13 protein-coding genes are annotated in these 15,334 nt (G+C 65.0%); 2 read left to right on the top strand and 11 right to left on the bottom strand.

What is annotated here, in order from left to right; translation table 11 throughout:
• Positions 1-127 precede the first annotated feature (127 nt).
• Both BTO02_RS05865 and BTO02_RS34135 read left to right on the top strand, forming a co-directional pair.
• The gene (locus BTO02_RS05865; RefSeq protein ID WP_198039200.1) at positions 128-655 is read left to right on the top strand and encodes a peroxiredoxin-like family protein; all 528 of its coding nucleotides are present in this window, start codon (positions 128-130) and stop codon (positions 653-655) included.
• Positions 656-799: 144 nt separating this feature from the next.
• On the top strand, positions 800-994 hold the full coding sequence (locus BTO02_RS34135; RefSeq protein WP_156883755.1) for a hypothetical protein: 195 nt from the start codon (positions 800-802) through the stop codon (positions 992-994).
• A 50-nt stretch (positions 995-1,044) separates the two neighbouring features.
• Here BTO02_RS34135 and BTO02_RS05860 read toward each other — a convergent pair whose 3' ends face one another.
• The 11 genes from BTO02_RS05860 to BTO02_RS05810 form a co-directional block, all read right to left on the bottom strand.
• Positions 1,045-1,761 carry an HAD-IA family hydrolase gene (locus tag BTO02_RS05860; RefSeq protein ID WP_075156241.1) on the bottom strand — a complete coding sequence of 239 codons (717 nt, stop codon included), beginning with the start codon at positions 1,759-1,761 and terminating at the stop codon, positions 1,045-1,047.
• Positions 1,751-4,210: an aldehyde dehydrogenase family protein gene (locus BTO02_RS05855; RefSeq protein ID WP_232243463.1), complete on the bottom strand. Its 2,460-nt coding sequence runs from the start codon at positions 4,208-4,210 to the stop codon at positions 1,751-1,753. The genes BTO02_RS05860 and BTO02_RS05855 overlap by 11 nt, the downstream gene beginning before the upstream one ends.
• A gap of 70 nt (positions 4,211-4,280) precedes the next feature.
• On the bottom strand, positions 4,281-5,240 hold the full coding sequence (gene deoC / locus BTO02_RS05850; RefSeq protein ID WP_075156239.1) for a deoxyribose-phosphate aldolase: 960 nt from the start codon (positions 5,238-5,240) through the stop codon (positions 4,281-4,283).
• Between the two features lie 83 nt (positions 5,241-5,323).
• Positions 5,324-6,355: an ABC transporter permease gene (locus BTO02_RS05845; protein ID WP_083615006.1), complete on the bottom strand. Its 1,032-nt coding sequence runs from the start codon at positions 6,353-6,355 to the stop codon at positions 5,324-5,326.
• A gap of 3 nt (positions 6,356-6,358) precedes the next feature.
• Entirely contained in the window at positions 6,359-7,846 is a 1,488-nt protein-coding gene (locus BTO02_RS05840) for a sugar ABC transporter ATP-binding protein (protein WP_075156238.1), read from the bottom strand.
• Complete coding sequence (locus BTO02_RS05835) at positions 7,839-8,831, bottom strand: sugar-binding transcriptional regulator (RefSeq protein WP_075156237.1); 993 nt, start codon at positions 8,829-8,831, stop codon at positions 7,839-7,841. Before BTO02_RS05835 ends, BTO02_RS05840 begins: the two co-directional genes overlap by 8 nt.
• The gene (locus tag BTO02_RS05830) at positions 8,828-10,348 is read right to left on the bottom strand and encodes an FGGY-family carbohydrate kinase (protein WP_075156236.1); all 1,521 of its coding nucleotides are present in this window, start codon (positions 10,346-10,348) and stop codon (positions 8,828-8,830) included. Before BTO02_RS05830 ends, BTO02_RS05835 begins: the two co-directional genes overlap by 4 nt.
• Positions 10,349-10,396: 48 nt before the next feature.
• A complete protein-coding gene (locus tag BTO02_RS05825; protein ID WP_075158628.1) occupies positions 10,397-11,413 on the bottom strand; it encodes a galactitol-1-phosphate 5-dehydrogenase in 1,017 nt (338 codons plus the stop codon).
• Between the two features lie 175 nt (positions 11,414-11,588).
• Positions 11,589-12,566, bottom strand: a complete 978-nt coding sequence (locus BTO02_RS05820; protein ID WP_075156235.1) for a substrate-binding domain-containing protein — start codon at positions 12,564-12,566, stop codon at positions 11,589-11,591.
• A gap of 356 nt (positions 12,567-12,922) precedes the next feature.
• Positions 12,923-13,876, bottom strand: coding sequence for a hydroxymethylglutaryl-CoA lyase (locus BTO02_RS05815; protein ID WP_075158627.1), 954 nt, complete (start codon positions 13,874-13,876; stop codon positions 12,923-12,925).
• 23 nt (positions 13,877-13,899) lie between these two features.
• Positions 13,900-15,285: an MFS transporter gene (locus tag BTO02_RS05810; protein WP_075156234.1), complete on the bottom strand. Its 1,386-nt coding sequence runs from the start codon at positions 15,283-15,285 to the stop codon at positions 13,900-13,902.
• Positions 15,286-15,334: the final 49 nt, after the last annotated feature.

Below are 15,334 nucleotides of genomic sequence, written 5' to 3'. Positions count from 1 at the left end.
GACGTAAGCGTACACTGTACTCTTACAAGGGGAAAAAGTCATGCACACGTTACGTACACGTCCAGGGTTCGAACCTGGCCAGCTCGTCAAAATCCGGCAGCTTTCCGCGCTCGACGGCGTGGTGGCATTGCCCGACCCGACCCGGTTGATTCATCTGCAATTCCGGCGTTTTGCCGGTTGCCCCGTCTGCGATCTTCACTTGCACTCGATCGCGAAACGTCATGACGAGATTGTGTCCGCCGGCATTCGGGAAGTGGCTGTGTTCCACACGGCCGCCAACGACTTGCGGCCGTTTACAGCAGAATTGCCGTTCGCAATCGTCGCCGATCCGGACAAAGCGCTATACGCGGCGTTCGGCGTCGAGTCGTCGCCGCGTGCACTGTTGGACCCTCGGGCATGGCTTCCCATACTGCGCGGCGTGATGCGCAGTCTTGGCAGGCTTGTGCGCGGCAGGCAGCCTGTGGCGTCTTTTCATCCGGAAGGCGGCAAGCTGGGTCTACCCGCCGACTTCCTCATCGGCACGGATGGGCGGATTCTCGCCTGCAAGTATGGAAAGCATATTTACGATCAGTGGTCCGTCGACGACCTGCTGTCCCATGCCCGCCATAGTCGAATCGCCGGTCCGGGACGCATCAGGCCCGCTCGGCTCCCATAGTCTCGCTCTGCCCTCGGTCACCGGCTAATTTTCTGCTCATCCTCGCGGCTGACAATCAGGTCATGTCATGCGGGCAGTGTGTTGTGATGTATGTAACCCGTCCAGTGCGGCTCGCGTGCCTTCCAACTCGCTTCGGAGACAATCATGGCCGGCATCGCAAAACTTCTCGCAACGCTGTCCCCTGTATTCCGCTTTGTTGCACCTTCGGCAGGAACTGCGCCAGACGGCACCGCGCAAGCTCGTCACGAGACAAATGTCGATGATATGGACCGCTTGCGCGCGTTCGAAATACAGCGGATCTGCAGCAATCCCGCCAGTCTGCTTCCCCCGCGTTTCTAGACTGCGGCTCGCCGCGGGTCGGGTCGGGTCGGGTCGCGCCGCGGTACGCGCTACGGCTGCCCTATGAAACTCGCCGCAGGCTGTACGCGCGCCGGCAGTCCCCACTGCTGCGGCTCGAACTGATCGAGCGACCCCAGCATGGCATGCGCATGCGCAAAACGCGCGGCGCTCATCGCCGGATCCGGCACGGCAATGACATGCATGCCGGCCTCCCGCGCAGCCGTTACGCCGAACGGCGAATCTTCGAATACCAGCACGTCGCCGGGTACGACACCAAGGCGCCGTGCCGCGACGAGAAAAATATCGGGTGCCGGCTTTGCGTTGCGCACGTCCTGATCGTCGGCCGTCACGACGACATCGAACAGACAAAACCAGTCCTGATGCCGCGACGTTTTGATATCGAAGAACGGCCGTGACGAGCTCGTGCCGACGGCGATCGGCACGCCCCGTTCCGCCAGATGCCGCACCAGCGACGCCGCACCCGGTTTCGCCGGCGCATTGGCGAAGCCGGCGCGCAACAGCGGCTCGCGCTCGACGAGAAATTCTTCCGCGGTCATCGGCAGACCGAGCGCGCTTACGACGTACTCGGCCAGATCGCGCGCGCCGCGTCCGATCGTATTCTGCTTGACCTCCCAGTCGAAGGTCTTGCCGAAACGCGAAGCAATCTGCTGCGTGACCGATGTATAGATGCCTTCCGAATCGATCAGCAGTCCATCCATATCGAAGATGACCGCACGTGCGACTCGCCCGGACTGCTCATTCGCCATACGGCACCCAGATATTCTTCACCTGCAGCGCGCGGCTCGCGAACTCGCCGAGCGCATGACGATCGGCGCCCGCCCCGAACATGGCTGGATCGGGCGTCCATACCGGTTTCAGATTGCCCGCCGATTCCGCTTCGGCACGAGCGCACCCCGCTGCGTCGCCGGCGTACCAGAATGCGTCGACGTCGTTATGCGCGGCGAGCGTTTGAACGAGTTCGTCGCGCGGTCCGCTGAGCAGATTCACGACACCGCCCGGCACGTCGCTCGTATCGAGCAACGCATAGAAATCGGCGCCGATCAGCGGGTGAGTCTGCGAGACGACCGCGACCACGCGATTACCGAGCGCGATCGCCGGCGCGATCATCGATACCATGCCGATGAGCGGCGCATCGTCCGGGCACGCAATACCAAGCACGCCCCAAGGCTCGTTCATCGCGAGCGTGACGTGCCGCGTCAACGTCGAATGCACGCGGCCATCGTATTTGTCCGCGAGCGCGGCACACCGGAACAGGCGCCGCACGCTCAGTTCCACTTCACGCGCGGCATCCGCCTCGGTCGCGCCCGTGCATTCGCGCAGCAATGCGGCAAATGCCGCGTTTCGCGCGGCGAGATTTTCCGCGAGATAGTAGACGACCTGCGCGCGTGCATGTCCCGACATACCGGACCAACTGCCGGCCTTGCGTGCCGCCTCGACCGCATTGCGCACGTCCTTGCGGTTGCCGAGCGGCGCGAGACCGAGCGGCGCGCCGTCGGCGCCGAATACGCGGTAGCTGTAACCGGAGTCGGGCCGCGTTTGCTTGCCGCCGATATAAAGCTTCGCCGTCCGGTCGACCTGTCCGTTTTGTGCGACGAAGCCTTGCGAAGGAACCGGCGAACGCAGCGCGGCAGCGCTTGCCTCGCCGGCCGCGCTTTTAGCCGCGCTTTTAGCCGCGCTTGTTGCTGCGTTTGCAGAAGACCGCTCGCCATGACGCATACCGCGAGGCGACAGATATTCGAGCATCCCTTCGCGCCCGCCCTCGCGCCCATAGCCGCTTTCGCGATAGCCGCCGAAGCCGGCCGCCGCGTCGAACTGATTCGCGCTGTTGACCCACACCACGCCGGCCTTTACGGCAGCCGCCACCTCGAGCGTGCGATTGAGATTCTCCGACCACACCGACGCGGCAAGTCCGTAGCGCGTATCGTTGGCAAGCGCGATCGCTTCGTCGGGCGTGCGAAACGTGCTCGACGTGACGACCGGGCCGAACACCTCCTCACGCACGAGCACGGACGACGTCTCGACATCGGTCACGAGCGTCGGCGGGTAAAAAAAGCCCACGTCGCGCACCGCCATCGGCGGTTGAAAGCACGTCGCACCTTCGGTCACGCCGCGTTGCACGAGCGACGCGATCCGCTCGAGCTGCACGCGATCGACGACCGCGCCGATGTCGGTCGACTTGTCGAGCGGATCGCCGACGCGCAGCGCGCTCATGCGCGCGCGCAATTTCGCATGAAAACGACTGGCCACGCCTTCCTGCACGAGAATGCGCGAGCCCGCGCAACAGACCTGCCCCTGGTTGAACCAGATCGAATCGACAACGCCTTCGACAGCCGCATCGAGATCGGCGTCGTCGAACACGACAAACGGGGACTTCCCGCCGAGTTCGAGCGAGAGCTTCTTGCCGGTGCCCGCGGTGGCGCGGCGAATCGCGCGCCCCACTTCGGTCGAGCCCGTGAACGCGATCTTGTCGACATTGCCATGCGCGACGATCGCCGCGCCCGTTGCGCCGTCCCCGGTCACGATATTGACGACCCCGGCCGGCAGCCCGACCTGCTGGCAAATTTCCGCGAAAGCGAGCGCGGTAAGCGGCGTGAACTCGGCCGGCTTCAGCACCACCGTGTTGCCGGCCGCGAGCGCCGGCGCGATCTTCCATGCGAGCATCAGCAGCGGAAAATTCCACGGAATGATCTGCCCGCATACGCCGAGCGCCTCATGATGAGGAAACTCGTCGTCGACGAGTTCGGCCCATCCCGCGTGATGATAGAAATGCCGGGCGACGAGCGGAACGTCGATATCGCGCGACTCGCGAATCGGCTTGCCGTTGTCGAGGCTTTCGAGCACCGCGAGAAAGCGCGCGTGCTTCTGGATGTGCCGCGCAAGCGCATACAGCAGGCGCGCACGTTCATGTCCGGGCGCGGACGACCACGCCGGGAAGGCGCATCGAGCCGCCGCAACGGCCGCGTCGACATCGGCCGCGCTGCCCTGCGCGACATGCGCAAGCAGCGACTCGTTCGCCGGGTTCACCACCGCGAAGCGTGCACCGTCCGCCGGCGCGACGAATGCCCCGTCGATGAAATGGTCGAATGCGCGCCCGCGCGCGTCGAGCCAGCTCATTGCGACATCGGCGCTTTCGGGAGCGGGGCCATATTCCATGGTTTCGAGTATGTCTTTGATCCGTGCTTGTGAAGTTTTCATGCGTGTATCCCGAGTGTTCCGGTAGGTCCGCGAATGGACGTGACGTGACGCGCCGTGCGGGGCGCAAGCGCTACGCGAGACCGTGCCGGTGCAGCGCCGAATATTGACCGGTGACGAAATGCTCGATCTGCCGTTCGATATCGCTGAGCAGCGAGCTCGCGCCGATACGGAACAGGTTCGGTTCGAGCCACGCCCGGCCGAGCTCTTCTTTCATCAGGATCAACCAGTTCATCGCATCCTTCGCGGTGCGCAATCCGCCGGCGGGCTTGAATCCGACCTTGAAGCCCGTCAGCGTTTCGTAGTCGCGAATCGCGCGGCACATCACGAGGCTCACGGGCAAAGTCGCGTTGACATCCTCCTTGCCGGTCGACGTCTTGATGAAATCCGCGCCCGCCATCATCGACACCATGCTCGCGCGGTACACGTTGCGCAGCGTCCTCAGGTCGCCCGTCGCAAGAATCGCCTTCAGGTGCGCGTCACCGCACGCCTCGCGCATCTGCCGGACTTCGTCGTAGAGCGCGTCCCACTGCTGCAGCAGCACGTGTTCGCGCGTAATCACGATGTCGATCTCGCGTGCGCCCTCGGCCACCGCGTAACGGATCTCCTCGAGCCGTTGCCTGAGCGGCGTGAGGCCGGCCGGGAAACCCGTGGCGACCGACGCGACCGGAATGCCCGAGCCTTCGAGCGCCGCGACGGCCGCGCCGACCATCGTCGGATACACGCAGACGGCGCCCGTCGTGGGCGGTGCGTCGTCGAGGCCCAGTGCGCTGATCAGATCGTCGCGCAGCGGCCGGCGCGCCTTCGCGCAGAGGCGTTTGACGCGGCCGGGCGTGTCGTCGCCCGCGAGCGTCGTGAGGTCGATGCAGGAAATCGCCTTTACGTGCCACGCGGCCTGCCAGGCCTTCTTGACCGAGCGGCGCGCCTTGAGCGTGTCGCTGCGGCGCGCGGCGGCAGGCGCATTGACCTGCGGGCCGAGTACGGCGTCGAGGGCGAGCGCCACCCCCGGATTGCGTGCTAAGTGTTCGGACATGGGTTCGGGATGCGGAGGTTGAGCGGGAATCGCGGCCGGCGACGCTACAGGCCGCCGCCGTCTGGAAGTGCGGGCGCCGGCAGTCATGTGCGCCCCGCGTAGTGGTCGATCAGGCGGTTCAGCAGAATGGCCAGCACGATGATCACGCCGGTAATCGTCATCTGGTAGAACGAGCCGAGTCCGACGAGGTTGAAGATGTTGCGCAACACCTGCAGCAGCATCACGGCGAAGGTCGTGCCGAGCATGCCGCCGCGTCCGCCGAACAGGCTCGTGCCGCCGAGCACGACGGCCGCGATCGCATCGAGCTCGAGGCCTTGCGCCGAGGTCGGCTGGCCGATGTGCAAACGCGACGTGAGCAGCACGCCGCCGAGCGCCGCAAGCAGGCCCGAGATCGCGAAAACCGCAATCGAAATCGCGCGCACCGGCACGCCCGACAGACGCGCGGCTTCGATATTGCCGCCCGTCGCGAGCACGTACTCGCCGAACACCGTATAGCGCAGCACGAGTCCCGCGATCACGGCGATCGCAAGAAAGATGATGCCCATCACCGGGAACAGCAGGTCGGAACCGGGCAGCACGGGAATCATCGCCGAGCCGATGCTGCTGAAGCCGCTCGGCAGACCGCCGATCGGCGAGCCGTCCGAGAGCAGATAGGTCGCGCCGCGCAGCGAGACGAGGCCCGCGAGCGTGATGATGAAGCTCGGCACCTTTCCGTACACCGATATCGCGCCCATCAATGCGCCGGCGACCAGCCCGACGCCCAGCGCGAGCGGTGTCGCAAGCCAGCCCGACATGCCACCGTGCAACAGCGTCGCGACGACGATCCCGATGAAGGCCGACAGGCTGCCGACCGACAGATCGATATTGGCGGTCAGAATCACGAAGGTCATGCCGATCGCCACGATGCCGACCACGGCGGCCTGCTGGAACAGATTCGCGATATTGCCGAAGGTCAGGAAATCGCTCGATAGCGACGTCGCTACGGCCACCGCAAGCAGAAAAATCAGAATGAAGTTGTACCGCATCGCCCATTCGACGAGCGGACTGTTGATGAAGCTGCGCCGTGGCCCGCTATCGCCGCCGCGGGTCACGAGCTCTTTTGAAGTCGTATCCATGTTTCAAGTCCTTCGTCCGATGATGGTCGCCTGCTGGATCTCGAGACTCGGCGTGACGGCCGGATCGAAACAGACGACGTTTTTGCCTTCGTGAATGACCCAGATCCGATTGCAGTTCGCGTACAGTTCTTCGAGTTCGCTGCTCGCGACGAGCACCGCCGCGCCCTGTTCCGCGAGGCCGCGCGCGAGCCGGTAGAGGTCCGCCTTTGCGCCGATGTCGAGACCGCGGCTCGGCTCGTCGAGCAGCAGCAGCTTCGCGCCGTCGATCACCCACTTCGCGAGCACGACCTTCTGCTGGTTGCCGCCCGAGAGCTGGCGCACCGGTTGCGTCAGCGAACCGAATTTGGTCTGCAACTGCCCGAGCACCGGTTGCGTGCGCGCCTTCATGCGTCGATGCGAAAGCCAGCGGTAGCGGCGGTTGTGCGCGAGCGTCGCGTTGCGATAGATCGGCGCATCGAGCACGAGGCCTTCGGTCTTACGGCTTTCGGGAACGAGGCCGATGCCGCGGCGAATCGCGTCTTTCGCATGTTTCGGGCGATACGGCGCGCCGAACAGTTCGATCTCGCCGCTCGAAGGCTGCACGCCGAACAGCGCCTTCAACAGCGTCGTGCGGCCCGCGCCGTTCAGTCCCGCGAGCCCGACCACTTCGCCCTCGCGCACGTCGAGATCGCGAATCTCGAGACCGGCGGGGCCGGCCAGGCGCCGGATACGCAATGCGAACGTCTCGCGCGGCGGCGCATGTTCGCCGCGTTCCAGCAGTTCGTGGCTGTCGCCGACTACGGCCGACACGAGCGTGTGCTCGTCGACGGCGGCCACCTCGAACGTCTCGACGGTCTTGCCCGCGCGCAGCACCGTCACGCGGTCGCCGATCTCGCGAATTTCGTTGAGCCGGTGACTCACATAAACCACGGACACGCCGCCGGCCACGATCTCGCGAATCACCTGGAACACTTTCTCGAGCTCGGTTTCGTTGAGCGCCGCCGAAGGCTCGTCCATCACGACGACCTTCGCGGCGCCCGTCAGCGCGCGCGCGATGGCGGCAAGCTGCTGGTTCGCGATCGACAGCGTCTCGACGCGCGCGGTCAGCGGGAAGGTCGCGCCGACCCGCGCGAGCGCCGCCGCGGCAAGCGCGCGGCGCTTCGCGCGCGACACGATGCCGAAGCGCCGCGGCACGTGGCCGAGCAGCAGGTTTTCTTCGACCGTCATCTGCGGGATCAGGTCGAGTTCCTGATAGATCATCGCGATGCCTGCCGCGCTCGCTTCCTGCGGATTGCGCAGATCGACAGGCTGGCCGTCGATATGCAGCGCGCCGGTATCGGGCCGATGCGCGCCGGCCACGATCTTGAGCAGCGTGCTCTTGCCCGCGCCGTTCGCGCCAAGCAGGCAATGCACTTCGCCGGGCTTCACGCGCAGCGACGCATCGACGAGCGCGACGACGTTCGGCGGAAAACGCTTCGATACATGGCTCACGTCCAGTACGTAGTCACTCATCGCCGTGCTCCAGCAGGAAGCGCGCGGTCGCCTCGTCGGTGGCGAGCACGTTGACATAGCGCGCGCGCAAACAGGCGCGCGCGACCTTGTGCTTGCGCTCGCCGACGCAGACGCCGATCGAGTACGCCTTGTCGCGCAACCGCTCGGGCCGCAAGCCGATGGTGCGGCTATCAAGCTCCGGCGCGACGATTTCGCCGTTTGCGTCGATGAAACGGCCGAGGATATCGCCGACGGCGCCACGCTTCGCGAGCTCGCGCATGATCGCCTGGTCGACATAACCGGACTCGACGAGCACCGAGCGGTCCGACAGTTCGCCCATGCTGAAGCACGCGACCGGCGCTTCGTCGGCGATACGCAGTGCTTCGGCGACCACCATGTCCTGTTCGAGCGCTTCGCGCGTGCGCGCGCTGCCGAGCATCGCGGGCACCGGCAGCAGCGTCGCGTGCCCGTTACCGGCATGCGCGAAACGCTCGGCAACGTTGTTGGTCTGCTCGGCGACGTTGCGGATGCTGATCGCGCCGTTCAACAGCACGACGTGCACGCCGTCGTTCCAGCGCGGCGGCAGCCACTGCGCCATCTTGATCATCGTGCGGCCCCACGACACGCCGACCAGCGACGGCGACGGCTGCAGACCGGCCAGATAGCGCCCTGCCGCCTGCGTGACGACGTTCAGCTCGACGTCCTCGTCGCCGCTCGCCGCGAGCACGATCGCTTCGCGCAGCCCGAAGCGGCGCTGCATGTCGGCCTCGAGATGCGGCAGACGCGGCGAGCGCGGAATGATCTCGATGCGCACGATGCCGACTTCCCTCGCTTCGCGCAGCAGCCGCGCGACCTGCCAGCGCGTAAGGCCCGTTTCCTTCGCGATTTCGTTCTGGGTGCGCTCGAGGTCGTAGTAGAGCTTGGCGACTTGCGCCATCAACTGCTCGCGTTGCGGATCGGAGTTCAGTCGCGACGGCAGCGAATCGTTCGTCGAAATGGTTGTCATGCTGCGGACCTCATGGCGGCAGCCGCCTCGAGCGGCGGCCGGGAGACAATCGGACCCACCGTGTCGGTCGCCTCGCGATAGCGTTCGAGCAGCATCTGGTATTGCTCGTGCGCTTGCGGGTCCGGGTCGACGCGCACGCCGCGCGTCGCGAAGCTCGCGACCGCCTCGCGCAACTGCGCGCATTCGCCGACGCCGCATGCCGCAGCAGCGGCCGCGCCGATCAGCGTGAGGTTGTCGTGAGCGACGACTTCGAACGGGACGCCCGTCGCATCGATGGTTGCGCGCAACCATAGCGGGTTCTTCTGGAAACCGCCAGCCGCGATCACGCGCCGCACCTCGATGCCGGCCGCACGCAACGTATGAAACACATTGGCCGAGCCGAGCGCGATCGCTTCGACCGATGCGCGGTAGACATCCTTGCGCTGATGGTTCAGCGACAGGCCGAGGATCGCGCCGCGCAGCTCCGACGACCGGTAGGGCGTGCGGTTGCCCATCCAGTAGTCGAGCACCAGCAGGCCCGTTTCACCGGGTTTGAGTTCGGCCGCCTCGGCGATCAGCGCCTGATGACCGGCCTCGTCGAGACCGAACATCTGATGCGCGAGCCAGTGCAGGATCGAGCCGGCCGACACCTGGCCGCCCTCGATAAGCCACGGCCCGTCGATCAGCGCGTTCGGATAAGGCCCCCACATGCCGGGCACGTCGACCCATTCGGGAATGTGCATGAGCTGAACGATCGACGTGCCGCCGATGAAAAGCAGGTCGCCCGGACCCGTGGCGCCCGCGCTCAGCATCGCCATATGCGCATCGATGCCGCCCTGCGCCACGACCGGCTGCCCGGCGATGCCAAGATGCCGCGCGGCCTCTTCCGTGAGCGGACCGATCCGGCCGCCGACGCGGATCATCTCGCCGGGCAGCTTGTCGGCGAGATCGGGCACGCCGAGCCGTTCGTAGAGGTCGATGGGGAAACGCTGCTGAACCGTGTCGTAATTCCACTTGCAGGTCGCATTCAATTGCGATGCCACCCAGCGGCCGGTGAGCCAGTAGTTCACGAGGTCGACGGCTTCGCAGATGCGCGCCGCCCGGCGATATATGTCCGGTTCGTTGCGAGCGAGCCAGATCGCCTTCGGCACGAGCCATTCGACTGCGTCGCCGCCGGCGCTCATCATCGGATGACGCACGGCACGCGTGCCGTTCGCTTCATTGCCGGCACGGCAATCCATCCACAGCAGCGCGGGCCGCAGCGGAACGCCGTGTTCGTCCGCGGCGACGACGGTCGACGAAGTCGTCGCCACACAGATTCCAGCGACACGCGGATGTCCGGCGCTCGCCATCAGCTCGCGGCACGCTTCGCCGAGCGCCTGCCACCACGTGAGCGGCGCCTGCTCCGCCCATCCGAGGCGCGGATAAACGGTCGGATAGCGCGCTTCCGCCACGCGCACGAGCTTGTGCGTGCCCGCATCGTACAAACCGGCACGAACGCTGCCCGTGCCGAAGTCCAGCCCCAAGAGCAAGGACATTCTGTCTCCTCCTACGTTTGTTATGTCGACTCCATATTACGCAGGACGCTACGACGGACGGAACACGACTTTGGCCGCCCCCTTCTTTTCCGCGAAATGCTGGAACATGTCGGGCAGCGCCTCGAGCGGAAGATCGTGCGTGATCATGAAGTCCCAGCGCAGCGCGCCGGTCGCGAGCTTGTCGATCGCAGCGGTCCACTCGTCGCCGGGGAACGGGCCCGAGAACGAATTCCATGCGCCGTGCAACGAGACTTCCTGACGCAGAAAGTGCGAAAAGCTCTTGCTCGTCAGCGCGACGTCGGCGGTCGGAATGCCGATGAACACCACGTGGCCGCCCGGGCCCGCGAGCTGCACGGCCTGATTGATCGCGCTCGGGTGGCCCGCCGCTTCGACGATCAGATGGCAACGCGGCAGATCCGCATCGGGCTGGCCGCTTAGCAGCGTGTGCGTGGCGCCCGCGGTGCGCGCCATCTCGAGCTTGTCTTCCGCGATGTCGATCGCGACGATGTTGCGCGCGCCCATCAGCTTCATCCATTGAATCGCGAACAGGCCGATCGGTCCGCAGCCGACCACGGCGGCGTTCTGGCCGGCCTTCAGTTCGCCCTGCCAGATCGCGTGAATCGCGATCGCAGCGGGATCGACGAGCGAGGCCGCGGTCGGGTCCATCGTCTGCGGCACTTTCACGAGATTGGTTGCCGGTACGCCGACAAACTCGGCATAGGCGCCGTCGCGGCGGCTGCCGAAGTAGTCGTAGTCGAGACAACGCGACGGATGCCCGCGCATGCATTGATCGCATTTCAGACACGGAATCAGCGGCGGCACGGTCACCAGTTCGCCGACCGAAAAGCCTTCCACGCCGCTGCCGAGCGCTTCGACGAAGCCCGCGAATTCGTGACCGCAAATCAGCGGCATCACATGCGCGCCCTTGCTCAGCATGCGCGGGATATCGGACCCGCACACGCCGCACGCGGCCACGCGCACGAGTGCGTGGCCCGGCCTCACAGACGGTTTTTCGACTTCTTCGACACGGATGTCGCCCGGCCGATGCATGACAGCTGCTCGCACGATGATTTCCTTACAAGTGAGTAGATGAAAAACCTGCCGCCAGACATAGCGACGCTCGACGGCTTCGACGCCTGCATGATTCAAAGCCGATGCTGAAAGCGCGCTCGCTTGCGACGAGGCGATCCGGGCCGGCCGGGCACGTGGCTCGCAATCGTGCCGGCCGGCTGCCCGAAGATCAGTACACCTTCGGACGATATTCGCCGAACAGCCCGTCGTGCTTGATCTGCCTGACGTTGTCCTTCGTGACGACTTCCGTGCCCGCATCGACGAACGACGGCACCTTCTTGCCGGCCGCCACCTGTTCGGCAGTCTGGATCGTGATGTCGCCGAGATAGCGCGGATCGTTCAGCGCGGTCGCGACATACTGATTGCCGCTCTCGATCGCGTTGAGCGCCTCGGACAGGCCGTCGATACCTGCGACCAGCACGTCCTTGCGATTGGCCTCCTGCAGCACCTGCATCGCGCCGAGGGCCATGTCGTCGTTGTGCGCGACGACCGCCTTCAGATCGGCGTTCGCCTGCAGCAGATCCTGCATCGCGGTGACGGCGTTGGCGCGAATGTATTCGCTATACGGACCCTCGACGACCTTGAAACCGGTGCCGTTGAATGCGTTGTGAAACCCCTTGCGACGATCCTGCATCACGGTGCCGCCCGCATCGCCCTGAATCTCGACGATCTTCCCGCTCGTCACGCCTTTCTTCTTCAGCGCGGCGACGAGCGCCTTGCCCGACAGCTCGCCCATCTTCACGTTGTCGCGGCCGATATAGGCCGCCACGCTGCCGTGCGCGGCGCGGTCGACGGTAATGACCGGCACGTGCGCGCGGCTTGCGGCATCGAGCGACGGCGCCACCGCATCGGGGTTCACGGGATTGACGATCAGCACGTTGACCTTGCGCGTGAGCAGATCCTGAATGTCGTTGTTCTGCTTGTTCACGTCGCCGTTCGCGTCGAGAAAGATCAGCTCGTCGCCGTTCGCCTTGGCGGCGGCCTGCGCACCCTCCTTGAGCTGGACATAGAACGGCGATTGAAGCGTCACCTGGCTGAAGCCGATTTTCAGACCTTTGGCCTCGGCGGTTGGGGTCGCCGTCAGCGCGGCTGCCGCGCAGACGGCGACGGACACGAATCTCAATGCATGAGCTGTGCTCTTGAACATCGGTTGTCTCCAATTTGTTGTTTTACTGCTTTGTCATCACAAATGTGAATGTAACGCACATTTGTGATGACAAAGATAGGAGCTATCGCCGGGCTTGTCAATTGGATAAAGCGCGCCTTCGACGAACCGGCTGGACGAGCAGGGACACCAGCCTGCCGTGTCAGGTCTGCGAAAGATATGCGATGGAAAGGAGATATCGAAGCGCGCGGCGGCTTGATGCGGCCTGACGCGGCTTGATACGGATTCCGATGGAAAGCCGGGTAACGTCGTCGCCAGCAAGGCCAAACGTTCCCGGGGAATGGATGCGGCGGTCGCCGCGATTTACCTGGGCAGCGTTACGCGCCCTCTAATCATCGTCACGCAGCGACCGCTTGCGCCGGTTCGAACGTGATCGGCAAACCAGCGCGCGCGATCGCGCCGGTAAACGGCTCGCCCGGCAGCCACGCGGCGATCTTCTCGCGAATCTCAAGCAGTCTGCCGATCTCGACGCCCGTGTGCATACCTTCAGATTCCAGCAAAAACACCGTGTCCTCGGTATTGATGTTGCCCGTCGCGTTCGGCGCGAACGGGCAACCGCCGAGTCCGCCGAGCGAGGCATCGAAGCGGCGCACGCCCGCGTCGAGCGCGGCAACCACGTTGGCGAGTCCCAGCCCGCGCGTGTCGTGGAAGTGGCACGCAACCGGCACGCTGCCCGCCATCGCACAGACGCGACGCATCAGCGCGCGCACCTGGCCGGGATTTGCGTAGCCGACCGTATCGGCGATCGTGATCTCGTCGGCCCCTGCCTCGAGCAGCGTGTCGACGAGGTCCAGCACCATCCGTTCGTCGACCTTGCCGGCAATCGTGCAGCCAAATGCCGTCGCAATGCCGGCGCCGAGTTCAATGCCGCGCACGCCGGGGGCGTCGCTTTCGTCGCGCGCCGCGACGATCCGCGCAAAGTCCTCGACCGATTCCGCGGTGCTGCGCCGCACGTTCTTCAGGTTGTGCTCGTTGCTCGCGGACAGCACGAAGTGCACCTTTCCCAAGCCCACTTCGAACGCACGCTGCGCGCCTTTCAGGTTCGGCACCAGCGCGGCCGCATGCAGGCCGTCGATCTTCAGCGCGCCGCTCGCCACGTCGGCTGCGTCCGCGAACTGCGGCACGACTTTCGGCGGCACGAACGACGTCACTTCGATATCGGTCACGCCCGCATCGACCATGCAGCGGCACCAGTCGAGCTTCTGCGCGCTCGTCAGGATGGTGCGCACCATCTGCAGGCCGTCGCGCAATCCGACTTCGCGAATCTGCACAAACGAGTCTTGCGTCGTCATGACTTCATGCTCCTTCGTTTCGATCACAGCGCCGCATCGGCAACCGTGCCGCTGCCATCACCATGCGCTTGCGCGCCTTCCGATGGCGAAGCCGCGCCCGCCGCGACCGTGCCCGATGTCGCCGGCGCAAACGCAATCGCCGCGATCGCACCGATTGTCATCAGCACCGCAATCGCACCGAGGCCGCCGGCCATGCTGCCCGTCACTGTCTTGATCGAGCCGATGATCATCGGGCTGACGAAACCGCCGAGCAGCCCCACGCAATTGATAATGGCGACGCCGCCTGCCGCTCCGCTGCCGCGAATATAGTCGGTCGAAATCGCCCAGATCAGCGGGTTCGGCGCGAGAATGCCGGCCGTCGCGATCGACAACGCGACCAGCGACATCGCCAGATTGCCGCTCGTGAACCCGGCCCATACGAGCGCCGCGGCGCCGACGAGCATGGCGATCGCGCAATGCCAGCGCCGCTCCATCGTCCGGTCGGAATGACGATTGAGCATCACCAGCGCCACCCAGCTGACGAAGTACGGAATCGCCGAATAGAGCCCGATATGCAACGCGCTGCCGACGCCCGACTTCTTGATCAGCGCCGGCAGCCAGAAGCCGATTGCAAACACGCCGGCGATCTGCGCAAACCACACGAAGCCCATCACGTAGACACGAAAATCGCCAAGCGCACGACCGAACGTATGTTCCGCATGCGTCGCGCTGACACTTGAGCTGCGACGAAGGTCGCCGAGCACGACGGCCTTCTCGCGCTCGGTGAGCCACGCTGCCTGTTGAGGCCCGTCGTCGAGATAAGAGAATGCGATCACGCCGAGCACACTGGCCGGCAGCCCCTGCACGATAAACATCCACTGCCAGCCGCGCAGTCCGAATACGTCGTTGAAATACGTCATCAGCGCGCCGGACAGCGGGCCGCCGACCAGACCCGCGATACCGGTCGCGCAGGTGAAAATCGCGATCACCTTCGCACGGCGCTCGACCGGATACCAGCGCGTCAGATAAAAGATCACGCCCGGATACAGCCCGGCTTCGGCGAGCCCGAGCAGAAACCGCACGGTGTACAGATGCGCGGGCGCGGTCACAAAAGCGGTTGCGGCCGCAACGATGCCCCACAGCACCATGATGCGTGAAAACGTGCGCTTCACGCCGATACGGGCCAGCAACAGATTGCTGGGCACTTCCATCAGCACATAGCCGAGAAAAAAGATTCCGGCGCCGATGCTGTACGTCAGATCGCTGAAGCCGACGTCGTGCTTCATATCGAGTTGCGCGATGCCGATATTGATGCGATCGAGAAACGCGAACACGTAGCAGAGAAACAGGAATGGAATCAGCCTGCGCGTGATCTTGCCGTAGGTCTGTTCCGCATGCGCGTCCTCCGCGCTGCCTGGGGTTGAGGTCATCACTGTCTCCTCCGGTTTGATCCGGTTTTATGTGAGCACCACCGATACC

The organism is Paraburkholderia sp. SOS3 (assembly GCF_001922345.1).
Lineage (GTDB): Bacteria > Pseudomonadota > Gammaproteobacteria > Burkholderiales > Burkholderiaceae > Paraburkholderia.
Note: the sequence above shows the minus strand (reverse complement) of the source record. Positions and strands in the feature narration are given on the sequence as shown.

What these genes read in the sequence shown, in the direction of transcription:
- BTO02_RS34135 (WP_156883755.1), top strand. Translation starts at nt 800, where the DNA reads ATGGCCGGCATCGCAAAACTTCTCGCAACGCTGTCCCCTGTATTCCGC.
- BTO02_RS05860 (WP_075156241.1), bottom strand. Translation starts at nt 1,761, where the DNA reads ATGGCGAATGAGCAGTCCGGGCGAGTCGCACGTGCGGTCATCTTCGAT.
- BTO02_RS05855 (WP_232243463.1), bottom strand. Translation starts at nt 4,210, where the DNA reads ATGAAAACTTCACAAGCACGGATCAAAGACATACTCGAAACCATGGAA.
- deoC (WP_075156239.1), bottom strand. Translation starts at nt 5,240, where the DNA reads ATGTCCGAACACTTAGCACGCAATCCGGGGGTGGCGCTCGCCCTCGAC.
- BTO02_RS05845 (WP_083615006.1), bottom strand. Translation starts at nt 6,355, where the DNA reads ATGGATACGACTTCAAAAGAGCTCGTGACCCGCGGCGGCGATAGCGGG.
- BTO02_RS05840 (WP_075156238.1), bottom strand. Translation starts at nt 7,846, where the DNA reads ATGAGTGACTACGTACTGGACGTGAGCCATGTATCGAAGCGTTTTCCG.
- BTO02_RS05835 (WP_075156237.1), bottom strand. Translation starts at nt 8,831, where the DNA reads ATGACAACCATTTCGACGAACGATTCGCTGCCGTCGCGACTGAACTCC.
- BTO02_RS05830 (WP_075156236.1), bottom strand. Translation starts at nt 10,348, where the DNA reads ATGTCCTTGCTCTTGGGGCTGGACTTCGGCACGGGCAGCGTTCGTGCC.
- BTO02_RS05820 (WP_075156235.1), bottom strand. Translation starts at nt 12,566, where the DNA reads ATGTTCAAGAGCACAGCTCATGCATTGAGATTCGTGTCCGTCGCCGTC.
- BTO02_RS05815 (WP_075158627.1), bottom strand. Translation starts at nt 13,876, where the DNA reads ATGACGACGCAAGACTCGTTTGTGCAGATTCGCGAAGTCGGATTGCGC.
- BTO02_RS05810 (WP_075156234.1), bottom strand. Translation starts at nt 15,285, where the DNA reads ATGACCTCAACCCCAGGCAGCGCGGAGGACGCGCATGCGGAACAGACC.